This window comes from Bradyrhizobium sp. BRP19 (assembly GCF_020194195.1).
Lineage (GTDB): Bacteria > Pseudomonadota > Alphaproteobacteria > Rhizobiales > Xanthobacteraceae > Bradyrhizobium > Bradyrhizobium yuanmingense.
The window spans coordinates 698,706-724,689 of record NZ_JADYVZ010000002.1; the positions used below are offsets into that span (position 1 = coordinate 698,706).

The window sequence follows — 25,984 nt, forward strand, 5'->3', positions numbered from 1 at the left end:
GAGGCGCCCGCCCCGTGACTGTTCAGCGATAGATGCGCTTCAGCTGGCGCTCGGCTTCCGCCATCGCGCCCTTCGCATCCTTGGCGCCGGTGCAGTAATTGGCGAACATGTCGACGACGATGAAGTCGGCGATCGCGGTTGCCGCCTTCTCGCCGACGGTGCCGATGCCCGACGCCGGCAGCGTGCGCTTGGAGGCCTGCGAGAACACGGCGTTCTTGGGATCGGCCGTCCAGATCGGCGCCGATTCATAGGCGTTCAGGGTCTGCGTCAGATAGCCCTGCGCGCCGGCCAGCCACTTCTCGTAGTTCTCCTTCTCCAGCATGAAGGCGACGAAGGCCTTTGCCGCATTCGGATATTTGGTGAAGTTGAAGGCGAGGATCGGCAGCGCCAGCTGCAGCTCGGTCGGCTTGCCGACCGGACCGACCGGCCAGAGCGCGTGATAGGTGTCCTCGGTGAGCTCCTTCTTGCTGGGATCGGTCTTGGCGGCGACGTAGATCGAGATGCCGTTCGCCGTGCAATAGAGCTCGCCGGCGAGATACGCCTTGTTGTTGGAGGAATCGTTCCAGGACGCCGTGCCCGGAATGAAGTTGTCGTACAGCGCCTTGCAATATTCCAGCGCCTTCGCCGTCTCCGGCGAATTGATGACGATCTTGTCGTTCTGGTCGACCGTGTAGGCACCGTGGCCCCACAGCACCCAGTGCAGCCAGGAATTGCCGTCGCCCGAGGCGTGACCGAGCGCGAAGCCGGCCGGCGTATTGTTGGCCTTGAGCGCCTTGCACATCTCGAGGAAGCCGGGAAAGTCCTTCGGGAATTCCTTGAAGCCAGCCTTGTCGAGCGCCGACTTGCGGTAGGTCATGTAACCGCCGTTGGTGGCGACGGGAATGCCGAGCCAGTCGTTGCCGAGCTTGCAGGTCTTGGCAGCCGCATCGGTCCAGCCGCCGTACTTGTTGCCGAGATAATCGGCGACATCGTTCATCTTCAGCACTTTGGTCGGGAACAGCTGCGGCAGGGTGTGCAGACCCCAGGCGAGATCGAGGCCGGAGCCGGTGTTGGCCGCAACCGAGGCCTTCGGCTGCACGTCCTCGAAGGACTCGCTGAAGGTGTTCATCTCGGTGCCGGTCGCGGCCTTGAACGCCGCCACCATCGCGTTGAACGCATCGTCCTCCGCCGGCACGAAGCGCTTCCAGCGCATCACCGTCAGCTTGGCGCCGGGCTCGGCCTTCCAGGGCGCGCTCTGCGCCCAGGCCTTGGCGAAGTCGAACAGTGCCGGCCCCGTCAGCATGCCGGTCGCAGCCAAAGCGGTGCCGCCTTGAAGCAGAGACCGGCGGGTAAAGTCTTGCATGTTGTCCTCCCTGTGATGCTTTTTGTCGTCTTATGCTTTGTCGTCTGATGCGTTAGGCGTTCATGCGTTTGCCCGTCGCATCGTCGAACAGATGGACCAGCGATGGCTCGGGCTTCAGCCGCACCTTGTCGCCCGGATTGAACTGGTGACGCTCGCGGAAGACCGCGACGACCTGCTCGCCGCCGAGCTTGGCAAACACCTGCGTCTCCGAGCCGGTCGGCTCGACGACGATGATCTCGGCCTCGGCGCCGTCATCGGCGATGGTGAAGTGCTCCGGCCGCACGCCATAGACCGCAGGACGGCCGTCGGAATTGGCGGGCGCGGTCTTGAGCGGGAGCTTGACGCCGTTCGGTCCTTCGAAGCTCGCAACGCCGTTGACGCGCACATGGCCTTTGAGGAAGTTCATGGCAGGCGAGCCGATGAAGCCGGCGACGAACTGGTTGTCGGGCTTGTCGTAGAGCTCGAGCGGGGTGCCCATCTGCTCGACGATGCCGTCATGCATGACAACGATCTTGTCGGCCATGGTCATGGCCTCGATCTGGTCGTGGGTGACGTAGACGGTCGTCGTCTTCAGCCGCTGGTGCAGCTCCTTGATCTCGGTGCGCATGGCCACGCGCAGCTTGGCGTCCAGGTTCGACAACGGCTCGTCGAACAGGAACACCTGCGGATCGCGCACGATGGCGCGGCCCATGGCGACGCGCTGGCGCTGACCGCCGGAGAGCTGTCGCGGATAGCGGTCGAGCAGCGGCGACAGCGCGAGGATCTCGGCGGCGCGCTTGACGCGCTTGTTGATCTCGTCCGAGCTGGCATTCCGCAGCTTGAGCGAGAAGCCCATGTTGTCGGCGACCGTCATGTGCGGATAGAGCGCGTAGTTCTGGAAGACCATCGCAATGTCCCGCTCCTTGGGCTGGACATTGTTGACGACGCGGTCGCCGATCGAGATCGTCCCGGAAGTGATGTTCTCGAGGCCGGCGAGCATGCGCAGAAGCGTCGACTTGCCGCAGCCGGAGGGGCCGACCAGGACGACGAACTGGCCGTCCTCGATCGGAATCGTCACGCCGTGCAGGACTTCAAAATTGCCGAACGATTTCCGCACGTCGCGGATTTGCACAGACGACATCTAGCTCCCTCCTCGAAAGTCCACGGCGCCTCTCGCGCCGCGACCGTCTTGTTTTTCGGACTTTACCGAACCAGGCCCGATATTAGCGGGCAACATTGTCGGTAGTTTGTGCGGTTTTGGCAATTTGTCTTTGGTTAGTCGTTGCTGGTAGCGCTGTCAACGTTCCTTTGTTTGCGGGACTGACTGTGTTAAGAGCAGCAAATGGGTCGAAAACGCACCAAGTCAGGCAAAATCCGGCTGGCCGAAGTGGCCGAGCTCGCCGGCGTCAGCCCGATTACCGCGTCGCGCTTTTTCCGCAATCCGGAGGCCCTGTCGGTCGCCAAGCGGACGCGGGTCGAGAGCGCCGCCAAGGAGCTCGGCTATGTGCCCAACCTTGCCGCGCGCGCCCTCGCCTCGCAACGCACCGAGGTCATCGGTGTCCTGATCCCATCGCTCACCAACAACGTGTTCTCGGACGTGCTGCGCGGCATCTATGACGCCTCCGAAGGCAGCCGCTACTCGATCCAGTTGTCCAACACGCGCTACAGCATTCTCCAGGAAGAGAAGTTGCTGCGTCTGTTTCTGGCGCAGAAGCCGGCCGGGCTGATCGTCACCGGCATCGACCAGACCGCGGAGTCCCGCGCGATGCTTCAGGCCGCGGACTGTCCGATCGTGCAGATCATGGAGATCGGCCCGGACCCGGTCGACATGATGATCGGCTTTTCGCACTATGATGCGGCCCGCGCGGCGATCGCGCATCTGTTCGAGCAAGGTCACCGCAAGGTCGGCTTCGTCGGCGCGAGGATGGATCCCAGGGTGCAGCGGCGGCTGGACGGATATGTCTCGGCCATGAAGGACGCCGGATCGTTCGACCAGCGCCTGGTGGTCACGACGGCGACGCCGACCTCGGTGACGCTCGGCGGCGCCCTGTTCACCGATCTGCTGGCGCGCGAGCCGGACATCGATGCGGTGTTCTGCGCCAACGACGACCTTGCGCTCGGCGTGCTGTTCGAATGCCGGCGCCGGGAGATCACAGTCCCCGGGCAGATCGCGATCGTCGGCTTCAACGATCTCGAATTCATGGCCGCCGCCGTCCCCACCCTCACCAGCGTCCGCACCAACCGCTATGAGATGGGCAAGACGGCCGCCACCATGCTGATCGACGCGATCGAGGGCCGCCGCCCGGAGCAGCCGGTGCTCGATCTCGGCTTCAAGGTGATCGAGCGGCAAAGCTCGTCGGCGCGACGTTCGGACAGCAGGCCAGCCGTATCAGGCGCGGGCGCGGCGAACAAAATGATAGCGTTACCAAGCAGCCACGACTAGTATCGGAATCGTGAGGAAACGACCCGCCAGCGGGAAGGCAGATCATCGCGCGCGCCGTTGGGCACCGCACATGCCGACACCATGAGACGGACGGTAGTCGCGTTTGCATTGCAGGAGAAACCAATGACAAAGAAACCAACCAACGGGCATGCCGCCGGCAGCAACGGTACCCGCCGCCATCTTCGCTCGCAGGAATGGTTCAACAACCCGCACAATCCGGGCATGACCGCGCTCTACATGGAGCGTTACCTGAATTACGGCCTCACCCGCGCCGAGCTGCAATCCGGCAAGCCGATCATCGGCATCGCCCAGACCGGCAACGATCTGTCCCCCTGCAACCGCCATCATCTCGAGCTCGCGCACCGCGTCCGCGAAGGCATCCGCGAGGCCGGCGGCATCGCGATGGAATTCCCGACCCATCCCATTCAGGAGACCGGCAAGCGACCGACCGCGGCGCTCGACCGTAACCTCGCTTATCTCGGCCTCGTCGAAATTCTCTACGGCTATCCGCTCGACGGCGTGGTGCTGACCACCGGCTGCGACAAGACCACGCCGGCCTGCATGATGGCGGCGGCGACGGTGAACCTGCCCGCGATCGTGCTGTCGGGCGGCCCGATGCTGAACGGCTGGCACAATGGCGAGCGCACCGGCTCCGGCACCATCGTCTGGAAATCGCGCGAGCGGCTCGCGGCCGGCGAGATCGACTATGAAGAGTTCATGGAGATCGTGGCCTCCTCGGCGCCCTCGGTCGGCCATTGCAACACCATGGGGACGGCCTCGACCATGAACGGGCTTGCCGAAGCGCTCGGCTTCTCGCTGCCGGGCTGCGCGGCGATCCCGGCGCCCTATCGCGAGCGCGGCCAGATCGCTTACGAGACCGGAAAACGCATCGTCGAGATGGTCTGGGAGGATTTGAAGCCTTCCGATATCCTGACCCGCAAGGCGTTCGAGAACTGCATCGTGATCAATTCGGCGATCGGCGGCTCGACCAACGCGCCGATCCACATCAACGCCCTCGCCCGCCATATCGGCGTCGAGCTGTCGATCGAGGACTGGCAGAAGTTCGGCCACGACGTGCCGCTCCTGGTCAACATGCAGCCGGCCGGCTTCTATCTCGGCGAGGAATTTCACCGCGCCGGCGGCGTGCCCGCGGTGGTGCGCGAATTGATGAAGCACAAGCGCATCCATGAGGACGCGGTCACGGTCAACGGCCGCGGCATCGGCGAGAACTGCAAGAACGCGCCCGCTCCCGACAACGACGTGATCTGGGCTTACGACAAGCCGCTGGTGAAGGACGCCGGCTTCCTGGTGCTGAAGGGCAATCTGTTCGATTCCGCGATCATGAAGACAAGCGTGATCTCCAAGGAATTCCGCGACCGCTACCTCAGCAACCCGAAGGACCTCAATGCCTTCGAGGGCCGCGCCATCGTGTTCGAGGGGCCGGAGGATTATCACGAGCGGATCGACGATCCCTCGCTCGACATCGACGAGCGCTGCGTGCTGTTCATCCGCGGCACCGGCCCGATCGGCTACCCCGGTGGCGCCGAGGTTGTGAACATGCAGCCGCCGGCGGCGCTGATCAAACGCGGCATCCTGTCCCTGCCCTGCATCGGCGACGGTCGCCAGTCCGGCACTTCTGGCTCGCCCTCGATCCTCAACGCCTCGCCTGAAGCGGCCGCCAATGGCGGGCTTGCCGTCCTCAAGACCGGCGACAAGGTCCGCATCGACCTCAACAAGGGCAGCGCCAACATCCTGATCTCGGACGAGGAGCTGAAGAAGCGCCATGCCGAGCTCAAGGCCAGCGGCGGCTTCAAGCATCCGCCGAACCAGACGCCGTGGCAGGAGATCTATCGCAACACCGTCGGCCAGCAATCGACCGGCGCCTGCATGGAGCTCGCCACAAGGTATCAGAACGTCGCCGGTACGTTCGGTGTGGCGCGGGACAATCACTGACACGGTCATTCCGGGGCGCGACGCAGTCGCGAGCCCGGAATCCATTCATCCACCGGCGCTGTGGCGCGATGGATTCCGGGTTCGCGCCAAGAGGCGCGCCCCGGAATGACGAAGGAAAATTCGCAGGAGAAACAACATGGCAGACCGCCTCAAGGGAAAGCGCGCCGTCGTCACGGCTGCCGCGGCAGGCATCGGGCGCGCTTGCGCCATCGCGTTCGCGCGTGAAGGCGCAACCGTCATCGCCACCGACATCAACGAGGCCGGCATCGCGAGCCTGACGAAGGAAGGCATCGCCGAGGTCGCAAAGCTCGACGTCCGCAACACCGCCGACGTCAACGCCTTCGCCAAGCGCGTCGGCAAGATCGACATCCTGCTCAACGCCGCCGGCTTCGTGCACCACGGCACCATCCTGGAATGTTCGGAAGAGGATTTCGATTTCTCGTTCGACCTGAACGTCAAGTCGATGCACCGGACCATCAAGGCCTTCCTGCCCGACATGATCGCCGGCGGCGGCGGCAGCATCGTCAACATCTCGTCCTGCGCGGCCTTGCGGCCGCCGGCGAACCGCTACGTCTACAGCTCGTCCAAAGCGGCGGTGTCGCTGCTGTCCCGCGCGGTCGCGCTCGACTTCATCACCAAGGGCATCCGCTGCAATTCGATCTGTCCCGGCACCGTCGAGACGCCTTCGATGCTCGACCGCGCGGCAGCCCAGGGCCCGCAGGGCAAGGAGATGTTCATCTCGCGCCAGAAGATGGGCCGGCTCGGCACCGCCGAGGAGATCGCCGCGATGGCGGTCTATCTCGGCAGCGACGAGAGCGCCTTCACCACCGGCGTCGATCTCGTCGTCGACGGCGGCTACATGCTCTGACGCAGGAAGGCCTCCGGCATGAACAAGATCGATCTCAACGGCCGCATCGCTATCGTCACTGGCGGCGCGCAGGGCTTTGGCCGCGCCATCACCGAGCGCTTCGTCGCCTCCGGCGCCAAGGTCGCGATCTGGGACTTTGACGCCGCGCTGGCCGAGAAGACGGCAAAGGAGATCGGCGGCGAAACGAAAGTCTTCAAGGTCGACGTCACCGACACGGCGGCCGTCGAGCAGGCACGCGATGCGACGCTCAAGGCCTTCGGCAAGATCGACATTCTCGTCAACAACGCCGGCATCGCCGGGGTCAACAAGCCGGTGTGGGAGACGGACCTGGAGGAATGGCGGAAAGTTCTGCGCATCAACCTCGACGGCCCCTTCATCGTCTCCAAGGCGATCGTGCCCGAAATGCTCAAGCAGAAATACGGGCGGATCGTGAACATCGCCTCGATCGCCGGCAAGGAAGGCAACCCGAACGCCGCGCATTATTCGGCGTCCAAGGCCGGCCTGATCGCGCTGACGAAGTCGCTCGGCAAGGAGCTCGCCGCCCATGACATCCTCGTCAACGCGGTGACACCGGCGGCGGCGAAGACGGCGATCTTCGACCAGATGACGCAGCAGCATATCGACTTCATGCTGTCGAAGATCCCGAAGGGGCGCTTCGTGCTGGTGGAAGAGCTCGCCGCGATGGTGAGCTGGCTCGCATCCCAGGATTGCGCCTTCTCGACCGGTGCGGTGTTCGACATCTCGGGCGGGCGCGCGACCTATTGAGGACATCATGATCCGGGAAGGTGGTTGCCTGTGCGGCGCGGTGCGTTTTAAGGCGGAGGGCGAGCCGCTCAACGTCCGCATCTGCCATTGCCGCATCTGCCAGAAGGCGATGGGCTCGCCCTACTTCGCCCGCGCCCAGTTCGACCAGCGCGCGCTCAGCGTCGAGGGCGAGACTGCACGCTACGCCTCCTCGGAGAATATCGATCGCGTGTTCTGCAAGCGCTGCGGCACGCGGCTTTTCGCCTGGCGCCGCAACGGCACGCTAGCGGGCGTTGCGCTCGCCACCTTCGATGATCGTAACGCCTTTGCGCCGACCGAGCACATCTGGGTGTCGGAAAAGCTCGCCTGGGTGAAGCTCGACGACGGCTTGGTGCAATATCCCGGGACGATCCCGGCGTGACTTTGCGCGACTGCACGGCGGCCGGCCGAAGCATCCATCTGCAGCGTGGCAATTCGGAACCGGCCACCCTATGTTGAGCCGAAGCGTTGCTGCGCCGGTTTGGTCAGGACGGTTGCAAGGCCGCTAGCTAACCGAAATGGATGAGCTGTGAACATTTCCTTGTACGACCTGTCGGTGTGGGTGCTTCCCCTCGTGCTCGCCATCACCTTCCATGAGGCCGCGCATGCCTTCGTCGCGGACCGGCTCGGGGACAACACGGCCGCGCAGCTCGGCCGCGTCAGCTTCAATCCTATCAGGCATATCGACCCGTTCGGCACCGTCATCCTGCCGGCGATGCTGCTGTTCGCGCATTCGCCGTTCCTGTTCGGCTACGCCAAGCCGGTGCCGGTAAACTTCCGCAAGCTGAACAATCCCAGGCTCGACATGGTCTGGGTAGCGCTGGCCGGACCCGCCACCAACATCCTGCTGGCGCTCGCCACCGCCCTCGCCTTCCATGCCCTGCCGCTGGTGCCCGCGAGCGCGGCGAAATGGGTTGCCGACAACCTCAAGAATGCCCTCATCATCAACGCCATCCTGGCCGTCTTCAACATGATGCCGATCCCGCCGCTGGACGGCGGCCGCGTCGCGGTCGGGCTGCTGCCGCGCCCCCTGGCCTTGCCGCTCGCCCGGCTCGAGCCGTTCGGTATGTTGATCCTGATCGGGCTCTTGATCCTGCTGCCGCTGGCGGGCTCGCAGTTAGGTCTAAATCTTGATGTTATTTCAGCAATACTGCGGACGTTGACCGGTTATGTGATTCAGGCTGTTCTCTTCCTGACCGGCAATGCGTAGTTGAACCGGAACACCCGAACACGAGCCGAAAGGCCAGAGGCCGACTTGGTCAAAGCTGCCGATATGCTGATCGCGCGACGCGCCGACACCCGCGCCCGCGCCGATTTTGCCACCTGGAAGATGATGGCTAAGCTCAACGGGGCGTCCGCGCTGCCTCCGGAGGCCCAGGAGTTCCTGAGCAGCTACAGGAACCTGCTGGCGCAGATGAGCGAAGGCGAAGCCACCGAGGCCACCATCGGTGCGATCTACAAGGCCTATTACGTCGAGATGGGTGGCGCTGGAACGCCGCCCGACGTGCGTCCGCGCGAGGCCGAGCCGGCAGCGGATAATGTTACCGCTTTCCGGCGCCCGGCGCCGAAGCCGAAAAGCGCTGGTTTCTTTGGGACAGGCGCGGCCAGCGGAGCCCAGAAACGGCCCCTGCCCGTGGCGCTGATCTTCGCCTGCCTGGTGGTGGTCTATGTCGGGATCCGGCTCTACTGGCGTTGAGCCGACTTCTTGTTGGCGGTCTTCTTCGATTTCTCAGGGGCGAAGCTGATCTCGAGGGTGCGCTCGAAACGCTCCTCGGTCAGTTGAACCGGAGGCGGCTCGAAAGGATCCGCCTTGCGAACCATCGAGATCGCAGCTGCATCGTAGGCGGCGTCGCCGGACGACGCGATCACGTCGACCGAGACCACATTTCCCTTTCGGTTGAGCGCGAAACTCACCGTGACCTTCTGATTGGCGTTCTCTCTGCCTTCCGGATTGATCTGGTGCTGCTTGATACGCGCACTGATTTTCTTGTTCCAGTCCACCGTGATCTTCAGGATGTCCTTGCCGAGCCCAACCACCGGCGCCAGGGCCTTTTCGGCCTCGCGCGTTGCGTCCTCGAACGTTTGCCGGGCCATATCAACCTGCTTTGGGGCAGCCTCCATGGCGGGCGTTTCAACGGCAGCCGCCTTCGGATCGTCGTCCTGCTCCTTCTTCGCAACCTTTTCGCTGACAATGCGATCGGGATCCTCGGCCTCTTGCGGTCGATCTTGAGGAAGTTCCGTCTCCTTCAGTTCGGCCTTCTGCTCCGGAAGCTCCGGGCGCTCCTCTTGTGCCGCGGAGTCGTTTGGTCCGGTCGGCAAATCGGATTCCTGAGCCTCCGGCGAAGCCATCTCGACGGCGAACTCGGCTCCGGCCGCGCCGAGACCATCGCCGTCGTCGTCGCCGTGCAAATGCGCCAGCGCGAGCGCAGCACCGCCGAGATGCAGGGCGAGCGCGGCCGCCGCCGCCAGGATCCAGAGCTTCCGGGATGGTCTCGGTTCGTCCGCCATCGTTCCGTCTTCTTAAGGCTGGGCGGCGCCTGCCACAGGCGCCCCCGGTGCGCCTTCCAGCGCGACCAGCTTCACCCGCGTATAGCCGCCCGAGCGCAAGAGCTCCATCACGCCCATCAACTCGCCATAGGGCACCGAGCGATCAGCGCGCAGGAAAACGTACTTGTCCTTGCTCATCTCGGAAAGGCCGTCGAGGGTTCCGATCAACTCGGCCCGGTGAACGGCGTTCTCCCCGATCGCGAGCGTCAGATCGGGCTTGATGCTGAGATAGATCGGCTTGTCCGGCTTCTTCTGCGGCGTCGCACTCGACGTCGGCAAATCGATCGGCAGGTCGACCGTGGACAGCGGCGCGGCGACCATGAAGATGATCAGCAGCACCAGGATGACGTCGATGAACGGCGTGACGTTGATGTCATGCGTTTCCGAGAAATCGTCGTCGTCATCATTGTCAGCGAGCGAAACGGCCATGGTCTACTCCGCCGCGCGCGAATGCACGCTGCCGTGGCTGCGGTCGAGATCACGCGACAGCAGTCGCCCCGCCGCGCCCGAGGCGCGGCTGACGAGCTCGAGATAGCCTTTCGTCACGCGCGAGAAGTGGTTGTAGATGATGACGGCGGGAATGGCGGCGACGAGGCCGATCGCGGTGGCGAGCAGCGCCTCGGCGATGCCGGGCGCGACCACGGCGAGGTTCGTGGTCTGCGACTTCGAGATGCCGATGAAGCTGTTCATGATGCCCCAGACCGTGCCGAACAGGCCGACGAAGGGCGAGGTCGAGCCGATGGTCGCGAGCACGCCCATGCCGATCCGGATGCGCCGTTGCTCCGCGCGCACGATCTCGGAAAAGCTCGAGGCGGCGCGTTCCTTGATGCCGGCATCGCTGGACAGGCCAGCCGAGATCCGCGCTTCGCGCAACGCCGCCGCAAGGAACGACGGCAGGATGCCCTCCTTGGTGCCGAGCGCCATCTGCGCTTCGGCAAGCGAGCGCGCCTCCGCAATCTTCTTCAACGCCGCACGCAGCTTGCCGGAGGCGACCGACAGCTCGATCGACTTGGCGATGAAGACGGTCCAGGTCATCAGCGAAGCGAAGGCGAGCCCGATCATCACCGCCTTCACGATGACGTCCGCCGACATGAACATCACCCAGGGCGACAATTCCTTCATGGCCGCAGCCTCGGGCTTCGCACCCGCGGGATTGGCGGCCACCGGGGCGGCGCCCACGACGGCGGGAGCCGTCGAGGCCACAGGCGCAGCTGCCGGGGGGACGGTCCCGGCAGCGGACGGCTGAGCCGTCGATGGGGCCGGTGCCGGCGGGCTCTGCGTCTGGGCGGAAACGGGGGATGCGAGCCAGGCAGACGCCAGCATCAAGGCTGCGGCAAGGCTTGCTTGAAAGGAGATGGTCTTCATACTTCGGCCCAGTAGCGAATGAGATTGTGATAGATACCCGTCAATTTGACCGTTTCGGGATCGTCACGCCCGAGCCGTTCCACCAGCGCCTGTATCGCGGTGTCGAGGCCATAGATCATGCTCCGGGCTTGATCGTCCCGTATCATGCTCTGAAGCCAGAAGAAAGACGCAACCCGCGTCCCCCTGGTCACGGGGGCAACGAGAGGTGCTGGAGGATAGAGCACAAGGCCCTCCAATTCCTGTCGTTCACACGCGTCGAACGAATGTCGCCTGTTGGTATCGGCCACACAATTGCGGGTCAATGCGTGCCGTTCGCGAGAACCCTTGAATAGATCAAGATCAAAACGATTCTAAACTGCCCCGCTCTCTGAGCGAAGGATGCGTCCTAAACGCAAATCGATTGCTGGCCACTCGATCGCCGCTCTGGGTTTCATCAGCCACAGCAACTCGTCGACGGTCTTCGCAACGGCGCGCACGCGATCGGTGCTGTCCATGCCGGCGATGTTGGCGCCATTGACAACGGCTTTGATTTCGTCGCGAAAGTCGGTGAGGAAGCACAAGGGATCGCGCTGCTCGTTGGCGACACGCGCGATCAACCCCTTGATCAGAATCTGGCACGCGATCAGCTTGCCGTTCAGCTCGTGCATGCTTTGCTCCGTCGCTGCGGCGCCGAAATGGACGATGCCGAAATCCATGGTAACCGAAACGGCTACGAGGCGACTTAGAACCGTTCTTGCGGCAGATCCGAAAGGCAGCGCGGCGCGGGGCCGATCGGTCCTGAGCACACTGCTCCGCGTGCTGCGCAAGACTTGCACGCCGGCCGGTCGCGGCGGGAAAACGCGGCATTGCACGTCGCCGCGCCAACGAGCTGCCTACACGGTGCAAAGCTTTCCAATTGTTTAGGATTCTCACCCGATAGTGCTGTTTACTCTGGAAGTTGGCGTGTATTATACATCATGCTGGAACCGTACGATTGCCCCGATATTCGTAGCCGAGGGCATACGAGCCGACACGAGACGACATGAACAAGTCCCGGCCGATCCTTTGGCTTCTGATCATCGCGGCCGTGGCTTCTGCGGGCTATTATGGTTGGCAGAAATTCGGCACGTCCGAGGCTGGAAAAACCCAGACCGCACAAAAAGGCCCGCCTCGCCCCTCCGCCGTCCCGGTCAGCGTTGCGCCGGTTCAGAAGACCGACTTTCCGGTCTATCTCACTGGTCTCGGCACGGTTCAGGGCTTTAACACGGTCCAGGTCCGAAGCCGTGTGGATGGCCAGATCGACAGGCTCGAATTTAGGGAAGGCCAGATCGTCAAGCAGGGCGATCTCCTGGTTTCGATCGATCCCCGCCCCTATCAGGCCACGCTCGACCAAGCCAAGGCCAAGAAGGCGCAGGACGAGGCCAGTCTCGCCAACGCCAATCTCGAGCTCCAGCGCGCCACGAAGCTCGGCGAATTCGCCACCGCCCAGCGCGTCGACACACAGCGCTCCACCGTCGCTCAGCTCACCGCCCAGATCGCCGCCGACGATGCCGCGATCTCCAACGCCCAGACCCAGCTCGATTACACCCAGATCAAGGCGCCGATCACCGGCGTGGCAGGCCTGCGTCAGGTCGACATCGGCAACATCGTCAACGCTTCGTCGCAGACCGCCATCGTCACGATCTCGCAGGTCGAGCCGATCGCCGTGATCTTCACCGCGCCGGAAGACCAGCTCCCCTATATCAGCGAGGGCCAGAAGGCCGGCGCGCTCAAGGTGATCGCCTTCACCACCGACGGCAAGAGGACGCTGGCCGAGGGCAAGCTCGCGGTGATCAACAACCAGGTCGACGCGACCAGCGGCACGATCCGGCTCAAGGCGGTGTTCGACAACAAGGAAAGAACGCTGTGGCCGGGGCAATCGGTCTCGACGCGGCTCCTGGTGCGAACGCTGAAGGATGCGACGGTCGTTCCGGATGACGCGGTCCAGCGCTCCACCAACGGACTCTATGCCTATACGGTCAACCAGGACAACAAGGCCGAACTGCACCAGATCAAGGTCAGCTATGGCATCGACGGTCATTCGGTCATCGAGGAAGGATTGAGCCCCGGTCAGCAGGTGATCGTCGGCGGACAGTTCAAGGTGCAGCCCGGAAGCCTGGTGTCGACGGCGGTAGCAAGCTCGGATCCGACCCAGAACAAGGTTCGACAGCAATGATCGGGGGCGGGATTTCGGCGCCTTTCATCCGATATCCCATCGGCACCTCGCTGCTGATGGCCGGCATTCTCTTCGTCGGCCTGGTCGCCTATCCCCTGCTCCCGGTCGCGCCCCTGCCGCAGGTGGACTTTCCGACCATTCAGGTCACCGCCAATTTGCCCGGCGGCAGCCCCGAGACCATGGCTTCGTCGGTGGCGCAGCCGCTCGAGCGGCAATTCGCCCAGATTCCTGGCATCGCGCAGATGACCTCGACGAGCTATCTGGGCACGGCGTCGATCACCATCCAATTCGACCTCAACCGCAACATCGACGGCGCCGCCAACGACGTACAGGGTGCCATCAACGCGGCCAGCGGCCAGTTGCCGAGGAACCTGCCGTCGCCCCCGACCTACCGCAAGGTCAACCCCGCCGACGCGCCGATCCTGCTACTGTCGGCGACATCGGAGACGCTGCCGCTGACCAGCGTCAGCGATGCCGTCGACACCCAGCTCGCCCAGCAGATCAGCCAGCTCTCGGGCGTCGCCCAGGTCTTCATCGGCGGCCAGCAGAAACCCTCGATCCGCATTCAGGTCGATCCCGCAAAGCTGGTCGCCAAGGGCTTGTCGATGGAGGATATCCGCAGCCAGATCGCGATCACCACGGTCGACAGCCCCAAGGGCAATATCGACGGCGAGAAGCGGGCCTATACGATCTACGCCAACGACCAGCTCACCCACGCGAAGGACTGGAACGACGTCATCATCGCCTATCGCAACGGCGCTCCGTTGCGAATCCGCGATATCGGCCAAGCGGTCACCGCTGCCGAAGACGCCAAGCAGGCGGCGTGGGCCAACGGCAAGCGCGGCGTGTTCCTGGTGATCTTCAAGCAGCCCGGCGCCAACGTCATCGAAACCGTCGACAGGATCAAGGCGACCCTCCCTCGTCTCGTGGCGGCGATCCCGCCCGCGATCAAGATCGAGCTCATCAGCGACCGCACCGCGACCATCCGTGCCGCGGTCGAGGACGTCCAGTTCACGCTGCTCTTGACCATTGTGCTCGTGGTCATGGTCATCTTCATCTTCCTGCGCAGCTTCTGGGCGACGGTCATTCCTACCGTCACGGTTCCGCTGGCGCTGCTGGGCGCGTGCGCCCTGATGTGGCCGGTGGGCTATTCGCTCGACAATCTGTCGCTGATGGCGCTCACCATCGCAGTCGGTTTCGTGGTCGACGACGCCATCGTGATGCTCGAGAACATCACGCGCTACATCGAGGAAGGCGACTCGCCGATGGAGGCCGCCTTCAAGGGCTCCAAGGAAATCGGCTTCACGATCGTCTCCATCAGCATCTCGCTGGTCGCGGTGCTGATCCCGCTGCTCCTGATGGGCGGCATTATCGGGCGCCTGTTCCGCGAATTCGCCGTGGTGCTGGCGATGACTATCTTCGTTTCGATGTTCGTATCGCTGACGCTGACACCGATGATGGCCTCACGCTTCCTGCGTGCCCATGGTGAGGTGCAGCACGGCCGCTTCTATCAATGGAGCGAGCGCGCCTTCGACGCGATGCTGCGCGGCTACGAATATGTGCTCGATCACGCCCTCGCCTGGCGGCGCACCACGCTCGCGATCTTCTTCGTCACGCTCGGCCTGTCGATCTACCTGTTCGTGCTGATCCCCAAGGGCTTCTTCCCGCAGCAGGACGTCGGCCTGATCACGGCCACGTCCGAAGCCTCGCAGGACATCTCGTTCAAGGAGATGGTGAGACGCCAGGAGCAACTCGGGAAGATCATCCTGGCCGATCCCGACGTTGCCAGCGTTGCCATGTCGATCGGCGGCAGCGGCCGTGCCGGCAACAACGGCAACCTGTTCATCACGCTGAAGCCGCGCAATGAGCGTGACGCTTCGGCCCAGCAGATTATCGCGCGTCTGCGTCCGCAGTTCGACAAGGTCCAGGGCGCCCGCCTCTACATGCAGGCGGCCCAGGACGTGCGGCTCGGCGGTCGACCCACGCGCACTCAGTTCGAATTCACGCTGCAAGACGCCAATCTGGACGAGCTGAACGAATGGGCGCCGAAGATCCTTGGCAAGATGCAGACACTGCCGGAGCTGCGCGACGTCGCGACCGACCAGCAGACGCAGGGCACGACGGTCCAGCTCAAGATCAACCGCGACACCGCCGCCCGCTACGGCATCCAGCCCCAGCTGATCGACGATACGCTGTATGATTCCTTCGGACAGCGGCAGGTCACGCAATATTTCACGCAGCTCAACACCTACAAGGTGATCCTGGAAGTCCTGCCGGAGATGCAGGGCGATCTCGAGACGCTAAACAAGCTCTACGTGAAATCGCCGCTGACCGGCGACCAGGTGCCGCTGTCGACCTTCGCGAGCTGGACCACCGATCCGGTCCGCCCGCTCTCGATCAGCCATCAAGGCCAGTTCCCGTCGATCACGATCAGCTTCAATCTCGCGCAAGGCGTCGCGCTCGGCCAGGCCACCGAGGCCGTGCAGAAGGCGATGGCGGAGCTCGGGACGCCGCCCACGCTGAATTCGAGCTTCCAGGGCACCGCGCAGGCATTCCAGCAATCGCTCGGCACCGTGCCGCTCCTGATCCTCGCCGCGCTGGTCGTGGTCTATCTGATCCTCGGCATTCTCTACGAGAGCTACATCCATCCGATCACGATTTTGTCGACGCTACCCTCGGCCGGCGTCGGCGCGCTCGCGATCCTGATGGCGGCCGGATTCGACTTCAGCCTGATCGCGCTGATCGGCATCATCCTCCTGATCGGCATCGTGAAGAAGAACGGCATCATGATGGTGGACTTCGCGATTGCCGCCGAGCGCGACGAGCACAAGACGCCGGAGGAATCGATCCGCCAGGCCGCACTGCTGCGCTTCCGCCCGATCATGATGACGACGATGGCGGCCCTGCTCGGCGGCGTGCCCCTCATGCTCGGCCACGGCACCGGCGCCGAAATCCGCCAGCCGCTCGGCTACGCCATGGTCGGCGGCCTGATCGTCAGTCAGGCGCTGACGCTGTTCACCACGCCGGTCGTCTATCTCTACCTCGACAAGCTCAACAACTGGTTCTCGACCTGGGGCCGTTCGGACGACGAAGGCGAGGAGACGCCCGAGCACGGCAGCGTCAAGGAAGCCGCCGAGTAAGCTTGCGCCGCGCCTGCCGCGACGCTACAGCGAGACCCCGGTTCGCAAATGCGGTTTCCCATGCCTGTGCAATCCAGACTTGTCGCCCTTGTCGCTGCTGTCCTGTTGTCAGCGGGCGCAGCACACGCCCAGCAGGGCGCCAAGAAGAACGCCGCGCCCGCCCCGGCCGCGCAGCCCGCGCCTGCCCCGACACAGGCGCAGGCTGACGGTGCTTCCGGACAGCCCGGCTGGATCGTCCGCTGCACCAGCGCAAGCCGCGACGCGCCGCTCGAATGCGCGATGGAGCAGAACGCGGTGCTGACCAAGACGGGCCAGACCGTCGTCCTGATCAACATCCGCATCGCGCCCGACACCCGCACGCCGATCGCGCTTCTGCAATTGCCGCTCGGCCTCAACCTTCCGGTCGGGGCCAAGCTCCAGATCGACGAAGGCAAGACGTTCGATCTCCAGATCCAGACCTGCGAGAATCGCGGCTGCTACGCCTCGACCCCGGTTGCGCCGGACCTGCTCGCCGCCTTGCGGTCGGGCAAGCAGCTGAAGGTCTCTTTTCAGAACATGGCCAAGGAGACCATCGCGATCCCGATGCCGCTCGGCGATTTCGCGGCGGCCTACGACAAGATCAAGTAGCGGGCACGCCTCACGTCACGATGTCACTCGCCCGAAGCAGCGTTGTGAAGCCGCCATAGATCATGCGCTTGCCGTCGAACGGCATGCCCTCGAATTTGATGCGCGGGTCCGCCATCACCTTCTTGTTGATGGCATCGCGGCTCTCGCGGTCCCGATAGACGATCCAGGCGAACACCACGATCTCGTCCTCCTTCGCGATCACCGCGCGCGGAAACGAGGTGAGCTCTCCATAGGGAACGTCATCGCCGATGCATTCGACATAATCGAGCGCGCCGTGCTCCATCCAGATGGCGCAGGCTTGCGTCGCCAGCGCCTTGTAAGCCTCGATGTTGGCCTTCGGCACGGCGAGAATGAAACCATCGACATAGGGCATTGTGGATCTCCTTGAGTTGTCCAGCCCAAGGACGATACAGCGCGCGGCGATCCGACTTGGAAATGCAAATACTAGGTGAGGCAAACCGTCGCGAGCAACGAGGCAGCCCATCAACCTGCCTGCCATCCTGCCCAGGACCGGAACCATACCTTGGGAAAGCGCCCGGAACTGGCTGGGGAACCTGGATTCGAACCAAGACAAACAGAGTCAGAGTCTGTTGTGCTACCGTTACACCATTCCCCAACGGAATAGTCGAACAAATTCAAAGGCCTGCTTGATTTGTTCGACTGTGGCCGGGAAGCGCATCGCGCTAATCGCGGCTCAGGCGTGGCAGCCTTCTACCCGCTCGCATCTGGGCTGGCAAGCGCTGCGGTGGACGGATCGGGTCAGGGCGCGTTTGATCAGACGACGATGTGGTCGAAGTCTGCGGCGATCCGGGTGTTCGGGAAGATTTTTGCCGCCTCGGCGAGAATCTCTGCGTCTTCGTAGCGTCCCGACATATGCGTCAGCACGAGCTGTCCGACCTCGTTCGCGGCGGCAAAGGAGGCCGCTTCTGCCGCGGTGAGATGGCCGTAATTCCGCGCGGTCGGCGCGTCGCGATCGAGGAACGTCGCCTCGATCACCAGCATGTCGGCGCCGGCCACGTATTGCGACAATCCATCGGTGGTCTCGGTGTCGCCGATCACGACGAGCTTGCTGCCGCCGCTCGGCGGACCGAGGACGTCTTCCGGATCGATAGTTCGGTCGGCAAGCACGATCGGTCGGCCGGCGGCCAACTCGCCGCGCAACGGGCCGTCGGGGACACCCAGCGCGATGAGGCGATCAGGCCGCAGATGACGGCGCGCGGGGCTTTGGAAGATGAAGCCGAAGCTGTCGGTGTCGCGGTGGCGGACCGGAAAACAGTCAACGGCGAATTCACCGGTATCGATAGCTCGTCCCTCGGTCAGCGCTTCGAACTGGACGGCGATCGGCGCCCTGCCCGCGCCCCACAGGCCGGCGAGCATGCGGGTGACGAGGTCGAGCGTGCCCGCGCCGCCGTGAACGGTCATTATCTCGGACGTCTGCCGCAAGCCGAGGGTCGAGAACAATCCGGGGATGCCGAGCACGTGGTCGAGATGGGCGTGGGTGAGCAGGATGCGGTCGAGCCGCCGGAAGCCGGCGCCGCTGCGCAGCAGCTGGCGCTGCGTGCCCTCGCCGCAATCGACCAGGACGCGCTTGCCTGCGGCTTCCACAAGGAGTGCCGGATGGTTGCGCTCCGCCGAGGGAACGCTCGCCGATGTCCCGAGAAACGTCAGGGCGAACATGGTCGTCGATGTCCAGCGACCGTCCTTCTCCGCGTCGATACGGTTGACGGTCTCACCGTCCCCAATGCCACGCGAGCAGCAGCGCGTACAGGCCCATCGACCCGGCATAGAGCACGGCGAGCAGCACGTACCCCGCGATCTGGCGACTGATCGTCGCCTTCGGCGTCACCCACCAGTCGAGCGCCTTGAAGGCGGCGGGCACCAGCCACCAGCCGAGCAGCTGCGTGCTGACGAGATTGCCGATGAACAGCGACAGCCAGACCGGCACGCCGTTTCTGTCGATCAGGGGCGCGCTGATGAAAGTACCCCAGAGGTAGACCACGGGATAGAGAACCAGGAGGACGATCAGGTTGCTCTTCCAGATGAAACCGGGCCCTTGCTCGGGCGCCGACGTCTTGCCGGCCGGGAACCAGAAGTTGAAGCCGTAGCTCGCCCGTTTCACGTTCATGCCGGCGTTGAAGCGCGCGCCCTCCTTCAGCAGCGTCTGCCGCAACGGCGAGTCGAGCCAGGCATTGAGATTGGCATCGCTGTCGAAAGACAGGATGATGATCCATTCGTCATGCAGGCCCGGAATCGGCCGCTCGACCTTGTGCCGCAGAAATCCCTTGAACTCGGCCTCCGCTGCCTGGATGCGCTGCTGCCATTTCAGGAACGCGTCCTCGAGTCCATCAGGGACTTTGAATGAGATGACGGCCGAGACCGCGCTGTCGCGCGGGACGCCGGTGTCGGGCAGGATATGGACGTCCTCCGAACCGACGAAGAAGCGCTGCACCTCCGCGATCAACTTCGCCCGCACCTCGCTCTGCAGCCAGGCACGTGCCGCAGCCGGGCTCGCGAAACGCAGGATCGTCACCCAGTCCACATGCGCCGGCGGTTGCGGCGGCACCACTTCAAGGCTGAGGAAGCCTGGCCAGGCCTTGAGCACCTCGCCGACCTCACCGTTCCACCGGGCGAACGCAGCAAAGCCGTCGTCGGCGATGCGGCGCTGAATGACAAGAGCGACCGGCTGGCCGGTTGTTTCAGGAGATGCGCTCATTGGCAGCGGTCCGCCTCAGCCTTTCTTGTAGAGCCGCTTGCCCATCACCCAGGTCTCGTCGACGCAGCGATCGTCGCCGACCATCATGACGGCGAACAGCATGCTCGCGGCCTCGTCCATCGTGCGCGGGCCGGCGCCGTCGGCGATCAGCGATTGATGCCACGCTTGCGCGACCTGCCCGCCGTTCGGATCGAGCGCGACGAAATCGGCCTCCTTGCCCGGCTCGAAGTTGCCGAGCTTGTCGTCGATGTAGAGGCCTTCGGCGCCGCCGAGCGTGATCGACCAGAAACCGCGATAGGGCGAGAGCTTGTTGCGCTCGGCTTCCGCGAGGTCCTTGCGCGCGGGATCGATGCTGCCGTCGAGCAGCGTGTTGTTGCACATGCCGACCTTGTAGGCGTCGTCGAGCACGGAGATCATCGAGAAGCGGTTGCCGCCGCCGACATCGGTGCCGAACGACATCTTGACGCGATGCTCGGGATCGGTGGCGCGGCCGAGGCGGAACAGGCCACTGCCGAGGAACAGATTCGAGCACGGGCAGAACACCACCGCCGCGCCCTTCTTCGACATGCGGCGGAACTCGTTGTTGGAGAGATAGACGCCGTGGCCGCCGGAGAATTTCGGACCGACCAGGTCGAACTTCTCGTAGACACCGAGATAATCCTGGCAGTCCGGATGCTCGACCAGCACGCCGCTGCATTCGGCCGGATTCTCGGAGATATGGGTGTTGACCCAGCAGTCCGGATGCTCGTGCTTGAGACGCTGACACGCTCTCAGCAATTCCGGCGAGGCACCAAAGGCGAAGCGCGGCGTGATGGCGTAGAGATTGCGGCCCTTGTTGTGGTACTGCGCGATCAGCCGCTTGCTGTCGCGATAGAAATTTTCCGGCGTGTCGATGAAATCGGCCGGCGCGTTGCGATCGATCCCGGTGAGGCCCGCGATGACGCGCATGTTGCGCCTGCTCGCTTCCTCGAACAACTCCTCGGTCGAAACAGGCGAGGAGCTCGTGAAGGCCTGGCAGGTGGTGGTGCCTGAGGCGAGCAGCGCATCGAGGAAACGCTTCACGCCCTCGCGCGCGTAGTCGCGATCCCGGTATTTGAGCTCTTCCGGGTAGACCCATTTCTGCAGCCACGGCAGGAGCTGCTCACCATAGGCCCCTAACACGCGCGTCTGCGGCAGATGGATGTGGCCGTCGATGAAGCCGGGAACGATGATGCGGTCCTTGATGTGGGTGACCTCGACGCCCGGATGGGCGGCGGCAATCTTGTCATAAGGACCGAACGCCTTGATCACGCCGTCAGTGACGACCATGAGACCATCCTGGTGAAAGCGCGCGGCGGCCGGCTCGTTGCCGACGTGCTTCCAGGGATCGTCGACGAAATCGAAGAACGTGCCGCGAATTCCGACCGTGGTCATGATTTGGTTCCTTATTTAACTGTGTGTCGCTTGGCGCGCCGACGGCAGCGAGATCGCGAGCAGCGTCCCCGCAATGGCGCAGAGCCCGAGATAAAGCCATCCGATCGGCGCCTGTGTCGCTTCGGGCAACACCGCCGTGATCGCCATGGCACCGCTCACGGCGAGATAGCAGAGCGCGCTGATGAGGCCGCCAACCAGGCCATGGTCGCGTTCGAACAGGCCAAGCGCCATGCCGTACATCATCGGGCACAGCACGCCGCAGCCGCCGAGCACCAGCGCGCCGCCGATCGTGATCGACGTAAAATCCAGACCTAGGGTCATGCCCGTTACGCTCAGGACCGCAGAGCCGGCGAGGAACAGCGCGAAGGCGCCGAAGCCCAGCAAGCGCGCCGGCATGACGCGCGCGAAATGCGCGCAGCCGAGCTCGCCGGCGAGATTGACCCCGCCAAGCCCGAGTGCGACGAGGCCGTAGATGGCCGCCGAATAGCCGAGACCGGTCTGGTAGAAGAACGGCGCGACGACGCCGAACGCCAGCTGCGCGCTGGCCGCCGCGGCAAACACCAGCACGAAGGCGAGGAAGCCCGGGCGGACCAGCGCATCGCGCAAAATACCGGCAGTGCGGCGCGGATCGAACGGCGCGCGCCGCTCTGCCGGCAATGTTTCGGGCAGAAGAAATGCGACGATCGCGGCGACGATCGCCGCGGCGACGGCAATGACGACGAAGACGCCGCGCCACGAGGTCAGCTCGACGATGAAGCCACCGGCTGCCGGCGCCAGCACCGGCGCAAGGCCCCAGGCGGCACCCAACAAGCCGGAGATCGCGGTGAGCTCGCGGCCGCGGAAACAATCGGCTGCGACCGCATAGGCGACGACGAGACAAGTGCAGCCGCCGATGCCTTGCAGGAAGCGCAAGCCGAGCAGCAGCGAGGCGCTGGTGGCCATCGCACAGGCGATGCTCATCGCGATCAGGACCGACAGGCCTGCGAGCAGCACGTTGCGGCGGCCGAGAGTGTCCGAGGCGATACCGACCGGCACCAGCGCCAGAGACATGCCGAGCATGTAAGCGGTGACGGTGTTCTGCATCGACGCCGCGTCAGCTGCGAGATCCACCACCATCTGTGGCAGGCCCGGCGTATAGGCATCGAGCGGAATCTGGCTGAACGGCACGACGCACAACAGGATCGGCACGATCCCACTCCTGGCGCGACCGGCGTCCGAAGCAAGTGCAGTCATGGCTTACGCCCCCTCGATGCCCGCAGGCCCCATCTTTTCGTGCGCGCAATGAGACACGATGCAGGTTGCGGATATTCACGCACGGAACGTGCCAGAACTGTATGTAAAAACTCTTAGGAGTTCCCGTATCGATACGGTTCGCGGCGCTGGATGATCAGGCTCCGGGCACAGTCAAACAAAAATGCGAAAACAACCCCATGCACAGTACGAATCATTGAAGAATTTCGCGCCGCATGGTGCGGGTCCTGCCGGCGAGGGCCGTTTGACACGTCGGGCAGAACAGGCGCAAAGTTGCATGATCGCCGATCGTGAATTCGCAACTCGCGCCGACGCCGTTAACCGGTCGGAAGCCATGGCTGCTATCAAACGTGAGCCGGCCTCGACATCGGCACCACTGTCGATGGCGCGAGGCTGAACTCTATGCACGCGCCCGATCGCAGTTTGCACGAGGCCATGCTTGTCCGGCAGATGGATCGAGCCACGGCAGGCATCGGCAATCGAGGTTGGAAATGACTCTCCTCAGAAGTGACGGCGTGTGGTTGAACGAACCGAAACGATGGACGGCAGAGGACGATCGCCTCCAGGTCGTGACGGACAAAGGCACCGATTTCTGGCGAGAAACCCACTACGGCTTTTATCGTGACAGCGGGCATTTCCTGGGCTTTCCAACCGGCGAGGCATTCACCGCCAGCTTACGTGTACAGGGCGACTTCCAGGCGCTCTACGATCAGGCGGGCATCATGGTGCGCATCGACGCGCGACATTGGGTCAAGGCCGGCATCGAACTGTCGGACGGCCGCGCCATGCTTGCAAGCGTGCTAACCGACGGGCGATCGGACTGGGCAACGGCACCCTATGAGCATGATGCCGGAGACTTCTGGGTCCGCGCAACCGTCGCCGACGGCGTCCTTCGTCTACAAGTCTCGGCCGATGGCAAGACCTGGCCTCTCATGCGGCTAGCGCCGTTTCCGGCAGCAAGCTCCTATCTTGTGGGCCCGATGGCCTGCACGCCCGAGCGGGCGGGACTGGAAGTCGTGTTCTCGAACTTTCGTCTGACACCGCCGCTTGGAAAGGACCTTCACGACCTGAGCTAAGCGGCCTTGCGATCTATCGCGCTCCCGAGCGGGCAGATCGTCGTTCAGCGCAGGCCACTCGTCTCTACCCCCTGGCCGACTGCGCTTCCACCGCCTGCACGGCGACATCAGCGACCTGCCGCAGCGCTTCACGATCGGCGCCTGAAGACGCCATCACGCCCATGCCGACCGCCACCGCCGAGACATAGCGCGCGAGCGCGGCCGGATCGGCGCTCTCCTTGAGATCGCCCTCCGCCTTGGCCCGGACGAAACGGTCGCGGAGCTGGTCCTCGTTCTGGGCGCGGCGGGCGGCGAGCTCGAAGGGGACGTTTTCTGAGCCGGTGCCGCAGGCGATGCCGCCCTGCACGAGCAGGCAGCCGGGCGGATTGGCGGGATCGGTCTGCTTGTCGGCGATGCCCATCAGCATCCGCTCCGCCACCTGGCGAGCGGTGGGCGCTGCGACCACCTCGTCCATCCAGATGTTGCGCAGCGTGGTGTAGCGGTCGAGCGCAGCCTTCAGCAGGCCTTCCTTGTTGCCGAAGCAGGCGTAGAGACTGGGCGGATTGATGCCCATGGCCTCCGTGAGCTGGGCAATGGTCGCGCCCTCATAGCCATGGCGCCAAAACACTTCCATCGCCTGGTCCAACGCCGTTTCGGCGTCGAATTCGCGGGGGCGTCCCATGCCCATGTGCCTGTCTCCTCGGATTCGGCGTGCTGTCTCAGCCTAACGCCGGATCCTATCTATTTGTTCTAGCTTTCTTTTTCTTGTGTCTTCCAATCGTCGCGGTATCGGCGTACAATTTTCTTAGTGATTGGTACATAAGTATCTTGCACTGCGGTATCCAGCTCCACATCTGTAGTGAACACTACATATCTGGAGCGCGCAAATGCATCCCTCCCAAAATACCTCCCGTACCGGCCATTTCCGCCGCCTTCTGGGCGGCGTCGCCATCGTGGGCGCCCTCGCCGCGGCCGGCTCGATCGTGACCGGCCGCTATTTTCATGCGGCGCAAGCGACCGCACCGGCGGCCGCAGCTGAACAAGCCGTTTCCGTCACCGTCGCGATGATCGAGCCGCGGCAGACCGTGCTGTGGGACGATTTCTCCGGCCGGCTCGAGGCGATCAACCGTGTCGAGCTCCGCCCCCGCGTTGCGGGTGCGATCATGTCGGCGAACTTCACCGAGGGCGCGCTGGTGAAGGCCGGCGACGTGCTGTTCAAGATTGATCCCGCCCCCTATGCGGCCGAGGTCGACAAAGCTGCCGCCCAGCTCGAGGCCGCCAAAGCGCGCGTCGTCTTCACCCAAAGCGAACTCGAGCGTGGCGCACAGCTCGTCGGCAACGCCGTGGTCACCCGGCGGGACTACGACCAGCGCGACAACGCCAATCGCGAAGCGATCGCCAACGTCAAGGCGGCCGAGGCGACGCTGCAGACCGCAAAGCTCAATCTCGACTACACCGAAGTGCGCGCGCCCGTGGATGGCCGCGTCGGCAAGATCGAGGTCACCGTCGGCAATCTCGTCGCCGCCGGCACCGCCTCGCCGGTGCTGACCTCGCTGGTCTCGGTCAATCCGATCTACGCCTCGTTCGATGCGGACGAAGAGGTGGTGCTGCGCGCGCTGAACTCGATCGCCGATGCTTCCGGCCAACGCGGCAAGCTCGACCAGATCCCGGTCGAGATGACGACCTCGGGCGGCTTGTCCGCGAAGGGCAACATCCAGCTCATCGACAACCAGGTCAACGGCCAGAGCGGCACCATCCGTGTCCGCGCGGTGTTCCGCAACGACGATGGGCGTCTCATCCCCGGCCAGTTCGCGCGCGTGCGCATGGGCCAGCCGAAGCAACAGGCGCTGGTGATGATCGACGAGCGCGCGATCGGCACCGACCAGGACAAGAAGTTCGTGATGGCAGTCGGCGACGACAGCCGCGCCGTCTACCGGCCGGTCACGCTCGGCGGCGCGGTCGATGGGCTTCGCATCGTCACCTCGGGCCTGAAGTCCGGCGACCGCATCGTCGTCAATGGTCTGCAACGCGTGCGTCCGGGAGCCCTCCTCAAGACGGAGGTGGCGGCGATGGGTGCACGGGGGCCGCAGCAGGCGTCGAACCACAGCAACCAGGACGTGGTGCAGCGTTAATGCACCCCGTAATCCCGGGGCGCGCATCGCGCGAACTACGGTGCGCAATTGCGCACCTGAGAATCTCGAGCGTACGAAACTCCGAACACATCACCTCTGGATTCCGGGTTCGCGCTTCGCGCGCCCCGGAATGACGAGTGGAGGTCTCGGAGAACATCAGAATATTGCCCAGGGGCAAG

The 25,984-nt window shown here is 64.1% G+C and carries 24 protein-coding genes, 1 tRNA gene and 1 pseudogene; 12 read left to right on the forward strand and 14 right to left on the reverse strand.

What is annotated here, in order from left to right:
• Positions 1-22 precede the first annotated feature (22 nt).
• The gene (locus I6F36_RS09155; protein WP_036022467.1) at positions 23-1,342 is read right to left on the reverse strand and encodes an ABC transporter substrate-binding protein; all 1,320 of its coding nucleotides are present in this window, start codon (positions 1,340-1,342) and stop codon (positions 23-25) included.
• A gap of 52 nt (positions 1,343-1,394) precedes the next feature.
• Positions 1,395-2,462: an ABC transporter ATP-binding protein gene (locus I6F36_RS09160; RefSeq protein ID WP_036001178.1), complete on the reverse strand. Its 1,068-nt coding sequence runs from the start codon at positions 2,460-2,462 to the stop codon at positions 1,395-1,397.
• A gap of 201 nt (positions 2,463-2,663) precedes the next feature.
• Between I6F36_RS09160 and I6F36_RS09165 the strand changes: the two genes are divergently transcribed.
• The 7 genes from I6F36_RS09165 (at position 2,664) to I6F36_RS09195 (ending at position 9,064) form a co-directional block, all read left to right on the forward strand.
• Positions 2,664-3,764, forward strand: a complete 1,101-nt coding sequence (locus I6F36_RS09165) for a LacI family DNA-binding transcriptional regulator (RefSeq protein ID WP_225124260.1) — start codon at positions 2,664-2,666, stop codon at positions 3,762-3,764.
• Between the two features lie 123 nt (positions 3,765-3,887).
• On the forward strand, positions 3,888-5,717 hold the full coding sequence (locus I6F36_RS09170; RefSeq protein ID WP_036001184.1) for an IlvD/Edd family dehydratase: 1,830 nt from the start codon (positions 3,888-3,890) through the stop codon (positions 5,715-5,717).
• Positions 5,718-5,853: 136 nt separating this feature from the next.
• Positions 5,854-6,585 (forward strand): SDR family oxidoreductase, encoded by a 732-nt coding sequence (locus I6F36_RS09175; protein WP_036001186.1) that lies wholly within the window; start codon positions 5,854-5,856, stop codon positions 6,583-6,585.
• An 18-nt stretch (positions 6,586-6,603) separates the two neighbouring features.
• Positions 6,604-7,350: an SDR family NAD(P)-dependent oxidoreductase gene (locus I6F36_RS09180; protein WP_036022452.1), complete on the forward strand. Its 747-nt coding sequence runs from the start codon at positions 6,604-6,606 to the stop codon at positions 7,348-7,350.
• A 7-nt stretch (positions 7,351-7,357) separates the two neighbouring features.
• On the forward strand, positions 7,358-7,750 hold the full coding sequence (locus I6F36_RS09185; RefSeq protein ID WP_036022450.1) for a GFA family protein: 393 nt from the start codon (positions 7,358-7,360) through the stop codon (positions 7,748-7,750).
• Between the two features lie 147 nt (positions 7,751-7,897).
• A complete protein-coding gene (locus tag I6F36_RS09190; RefSeq protein WP_036022448.1) occupies positions 7,898-8,578 on the forward strand; it encodes a site-2 protease family protein in 681 nt (226 codons plus the stop codon).
• Between the two features lie 63 nt (positions 8,579-8,641).
• Positions 8,642-9,064 (forward strand): hypothetical protein, encoded by a 423-nt coding sequence (locus I6F36_RS09195; RefSeq protein WP_036034307.1) that lies wholly within the window; start codon positions 8,642-8,644, stop codon positions 9,062-9,064.
• Here the strand turns inward: I6F36_RS09195 and I6F36_RS09200 are convergent.
• The 5 genes and pseudogenes from I6F36_RS09200 to I6F36_RS09220 form a co-directional block, all read right to left on the reverse strand.
• On the reverse strand, positions 9,052-9,876 hold the full coding sequence (locus I6F36_RS09200) for a TonB family protein (RefSeq protein ID WP_036001198.1): 825 nt from the start codon (positions 9,874-9,876) through the stop codon (positions 9,052-9,054). The genes I6F36_RS09195 and I6F36_RS09200 overlap by 13 nt on opposite strands.
• A gap of 12 nt (positions 9,877-9,888) precedes the next feature.
• Positions 9,889-10,344, reverse strand: coding sequence for a TonB system transport protein ExbD (exbD, locus tag I6F36_RS09205; protein ID WP_225171313.1), 456 nt, complete (start codon positions 10,342-10,344; stop codon positions 9,889-9,891).
• Positions 10,345-10,347: 3 nt separating this feature from the next.
• Positions 10,348-11,280, reverse strand: a complete 933-nt coding sequence (exbB, locus tag I6F36_RS09210) for a tonB-system energizer ExbB (protein WP_225171314.1) — start codon at positions 11,278-11,280, stop codon at positions 10,348-10,350.
• Positions 11,277-11,504, reverse strand: a pseudogene (locus I6F36_RS09215) (PKHD-type hydroxylase); the annotation flags it as partial. The pseudogene I6F36_RS09215 and the gene exbB, both read right to left, overlap by 4 nt.
• A gap of 126 nt (positions 11,505-11,630) precedes the next feature.
• The gene (locus tag I6F36_RS09220) at positions 11,631-11,927 is read right to left on the reverse strand and encodes a hypothetical protein (RefSeq protein ID WP_225146776.1); all 297 of its coding nucleotides are present in this window, start codon (positions 11,925-11,927) and stop codon (positions 11,631-11,633) included.
• 374 nt (positions 11,928-12,301) lie between these two features.
• Between I6F36_RS09220 and I6F36_RS09225 the strand changes: the two genes are divergently transcribed.
• The 3 genes from I6F36_RS09225 to I6F36_RS09235 are packed head-to-tail and all read left to right on the forward strand — an operon-like array spanning position 12,302 to position 17,241.
• Positions 12,302-13,474, forward strand: a complete 1,173-nt coding sequence (locus tag I6F36_RS09225; RefSeq protein ID WP_225171315.1) for an efflux RND transporter periplasmic adaptor subunit — start codon at positions 12,302-12,304, stop codon at positions 13,472-13,474.
• Positions 13,471-16,614, forward strand: coding sequence for a multidrug efflux RND transporter permease subunit (locus tag I6F36_RS09230; protein ID WP_036022406.1), 3,144 nt, complete (start codon positions 13,471-13,473; stop codon positions 16,612-16,614). Before I6F36_RS09225 ends, I6F36_RS09230 begins: the two co-directional genes overlap by 4 nt.
• A 60-nt stretch (positions 16,615-16,674) precedes the next feature.
• Positions 16,675-17,241, forward strand: coding sequence for an invasion associated locus B family protein (locus I6F36_RS09235; RefSeq protein WP_036022432.1), 567 nt, complete (start codon positions 16,675-16,677; stop codon positions 17,239-17,241).
• A 10-nt stretch (positions 17,242-17,251) separates the two neighbouring features.
• Here I6F36_RS09235 and I6F36_RS09240 read toward each other — a convergent pair whose 3' ends face one another.
• From I6F36_RS09240 to I6F36_RS09265, 6 genes are all read right to left on the reverse strand, one after another.
• A complete protein-coding gene (locus I6F36_RS09240) occupies positions 17,252-17,614 on the reverse strand; it encodes a DUF1428 domain-containing protein (RefSeq protein WP_225171316.1) in 363 nt (120 codons plus the stop codon).
• 169 nt (positions 17,615-17,783) lie between these two features.
• A tRNA-Gln gene (locus I6F36_RS09245) sits at positions 17,784-17,857 on the reverse strand.
• Positions 17,858-18,015: 158 nt separating this feature from the next.
• Positions 18,016-18,918, reverse strand: a complete 903-nt coding sequence (gene rnz / locus I6F36_RS09250; protein ID WP_225171317.1) for a ribonuclease Z — start codon at positions 18,916-18,918, stop codon at positions 18,016-18,018.
• 52 nt (positions 18,919-18,970) lie between these two features.
• Positions 18,971-19,954, reverse strand: a complete 984-nt coding sequence (locus tag I6F36_RS09255; RefSeq protein ID WP_225171318.1) for an antibiotic biosynthesis monooxygenase — start codon at positions 19,952-19,954, stop codon at positions 18,971-18,973.
• Positions 19,955-19,969: 15 nt separating this feature from the next.
• Positions 19,970-21,367: a guanine deaminase gene (gene guaD, locus I6F36_RS09260; protein WP_225125813.1), complete on the reverse strand. Its 1,398-nt coding sequence runs from the start codon at positions 21,365-21,367 to the stop codon at positions 19,970-19,972.
• A 15-nt stretch (positions 21,368-21,382) separates the two neighbouring features.
• The gene (locus I6F36_RS09265; protein WP_036001237.1) at positions 21,383-22,600 is read right to left on the reverse strand and encodes a multidrug effflux MFS transporter; all 1,218 of its coding nucleotides are present in this window, start codon (positions 22,598-22,600) and stop codon (positions 21,383-21,385) included.
• A 509-nt stretch (positions 22,601-23,109) separates the two neighbouring features.
• On the opposite strand from I6F36_RS09265, the gene I6F36_RS09270 reads away from it, so the two are divergent.
• The gene (locus I6F36_RS09270) at positions 23,110-23,694 is read left to right on the forward strand and encodes a DUF1349 domain-containing protein (RefSeq protein ID WP_036001240.1); all 585 of its coding nucleotides are present in this window, start codon (positions 23,110-23,112) and stop codon (positions 23,692-23,694) included.
• A gap of 64 nt (positions 23,695-23,758) precedes the next feature.
• Here the strand turns inward: I6F36_RS09270 and I6F36_RS09275 are convergent, their stop codons facing one another.
• Complete coding sequence (locus tag I6F36_RS09275) at positions 23,759-24,361, reverse strand: TetR/AcrR family transcriptional regulator (protein WP_036001244.1); 603 nt, start codon at positions 24,359-24,361, stop codon at positions 23,759-23,761.
• A gap of 199 nt (positions 24,362-24,560) precedes the next feature.
• Between I6F36_RS09275 and I6F36_RS09280 the strand changes: the two genes are divergently transcribed.
• The gene (locus tag I6F36_RS09280) at positions 24,561-25,805 is read left to right on the forward strand and encodes an efflux RND transporter periplasmic adaptor subunit (protein WP_036001246.1); all 1,245 of its coding nucleotides are present in this window, start codon (positions 24,561-24,563) and stop codon (positions 25,803-25,805) included.
• Positions 25,806-25,984: the final 179 nt, after the last annotated feature.

What these genes read in the sequence shown, in the direction of transcription:
- I6F36_RS09240 (WP_225171316.1), bottom strand. Translation starts at nt 17,614, where the DNA reads ATGCCCTATGTCGATGGTTTCATTCTCGCCGTGCCGAAGGCCAACATC.
- I6F36_RS09195 (WP_036034307.1), top strand. Translation starts at nt 8,642, where the DNA reads ATGCTGATCGCGCGACGCGCCGACACCCGCGCCCGCGCCGATTTTGCC.
- I6F36_RS09200 (WP_036001198.1), bottom strand. Translation starts at nt 9,876, where the DNA reads ATGGCGGACGAACCGAGACCATCCCGGAAGCTCTGGATCCTGGCGGCG.
- I6F36_RS09255 (WP_225171318.1), bottom strand. Translation starts at nt 19,954, where the DNA reads ATGAGCGCATCTCCTGAAACAACCGGCCAGCCGGTCGCTCTTGTCATT.
- I6F36_RS09225 (WP_225171315.1), top strand. Translation starts at nt 12,302, where the DNA reads ATGAACAAGTCCCGGCCGATCCTTTGGCTTCTGATCATCGCGGCCGTG.
- I6F36_RS09265 (WP_036001237.1), bottom strand. Translation starts at nt 22,600, where the DNA reads ATGACTGCACTTGCTTCGGACGCCGGTCGCGCCAGGAGTGGGATCGTG.
- I6F36_RS09155 (WP_036022467.1), bottom strand. Translation starts at nt 1,342, where the DNA reads ATGCAAGACTTTACCCGCCGGTCTCTGCTTCAAGGCGGCACCGCTTTG.
- I6F36_RS09230 (WP_036022406.1), top strand. Translation starts at nt 13,471, where the DNA reads ATGATCGGGGGCGGGATTTCGGCGCCTTTCATCCGATATCCCATCGGC.
- I6F36_RS09280 (WP_036001246.1), top strand. Translation starts at nt 24,561, where the DNA reads ATGCATCCCTCCCAAAATACCTCCCGTACCGGCCATTTCCGCCGCCTT.
- I6F36_RS09165 (WP_225124260.1), top strand. Translation starts at nt 2,664, where the DNA reads ATGGGTCGAAAACGCACCAAGTCAGGCAAAATCCGGCTGGCCGAAGTG.
- I6F36_RS09170 (WP_036001184.1), top strand. Translation starts at nt 3,888, where the DNA reads ATGACAAAGAAACCAACCAACGGGCATGCCGCCGGCAGCAACGGTACC.
- guaD (WP_225125813.1), bottom strand. Translation starts at nt 21,367, where the DNA reads ATGACCACGGTCGGAATTCGCGGCACGTTCTTCGATTTCGTCGACGAT.
- I6F36_RS09180 (WP_036022452.1), top strand. Translation starts at nt 6,604, where the DNA reads ATGAACAAGATCGATCTCAACGGCCGCATCGCTATCGTCACTGGCGGC.
- exbD (WP_225171313.1), bottom strand. Translation starts at nt 10,344, where the DNA reads ATGGCCGTTTCGCTCGCTGACAATGATGACGACGACGATTTCTCGGAA.
- rnz (WP_225171317.1), bottom strand. Translation starts at nt 18,918, where the DNA reads ATGTTCGCCCTGACGTTTCTCGGGACATCGGCGAGCGTTCCCTCGGCG.
- I6F36_RS09175 (WP_036001186.1), top strand. Translation starts at nt 5,854, where the DNA reads ATGGCAGACCGCCTCAAGGGAAAGCGCGCCGTCGTCACGGCTGCCGCG.
- exbB (WP_225171314.1), bottom strand. Translation starts at nt 11,280, where the DNA reads ATGAAGACCATCTCCTTTCAAGCAAGCCTTGCCGCAGCCTTGATGCTG.
- I6F36_RS09220 (WP_225146776.1), bottom strand. Translation starts at nt 11,927, where the DNA reads ATGCACGAGCTGAACGGCAAGCTGATCGCGTGCCAGATTCTGATCAAG.
- I6F36_RS09235 (WP_036022432.1), top strand. Translation starts at nt 16,675, where the DNA reads ATGCCTGTGCAATCCAGACTTGTCGCCCTTGTCGCTGCTGTCCTGTTG.
- I6F36_RS09185 (WP_036022450.1), top strand. Translation starts at nt 7,358, where the DNA reads ATGATCCGGGAAGGTGGTTGCCTGTGCGGCGCGGTGCGTTTTAAGGCG.
- I6F36_RS09270 (WP_036001240.1), top strand. Translation starts at nt 23,110, where the DNA reads ATGACTCTCCTCAGAAGTGACGGCGTGTGGTTGAACGAACCGAAACGA.
- I6F36_RS09160 (WP_036001178.1), bottom strand. Translation starts at nt 2,462, where the DNA reads ATGTCGTCTGTGCAAATCCGCGACGTGCGGAAATCGTTCGGCAATTTT.
- I6F36_RS09275 (WP_036001244.1), bottom strand. Translation starts at nt 24,361, where the DNA reads ATGGGCATGGGACGCCCCCGCGAATTCGACGCCGAAACGGCGTTGGAC.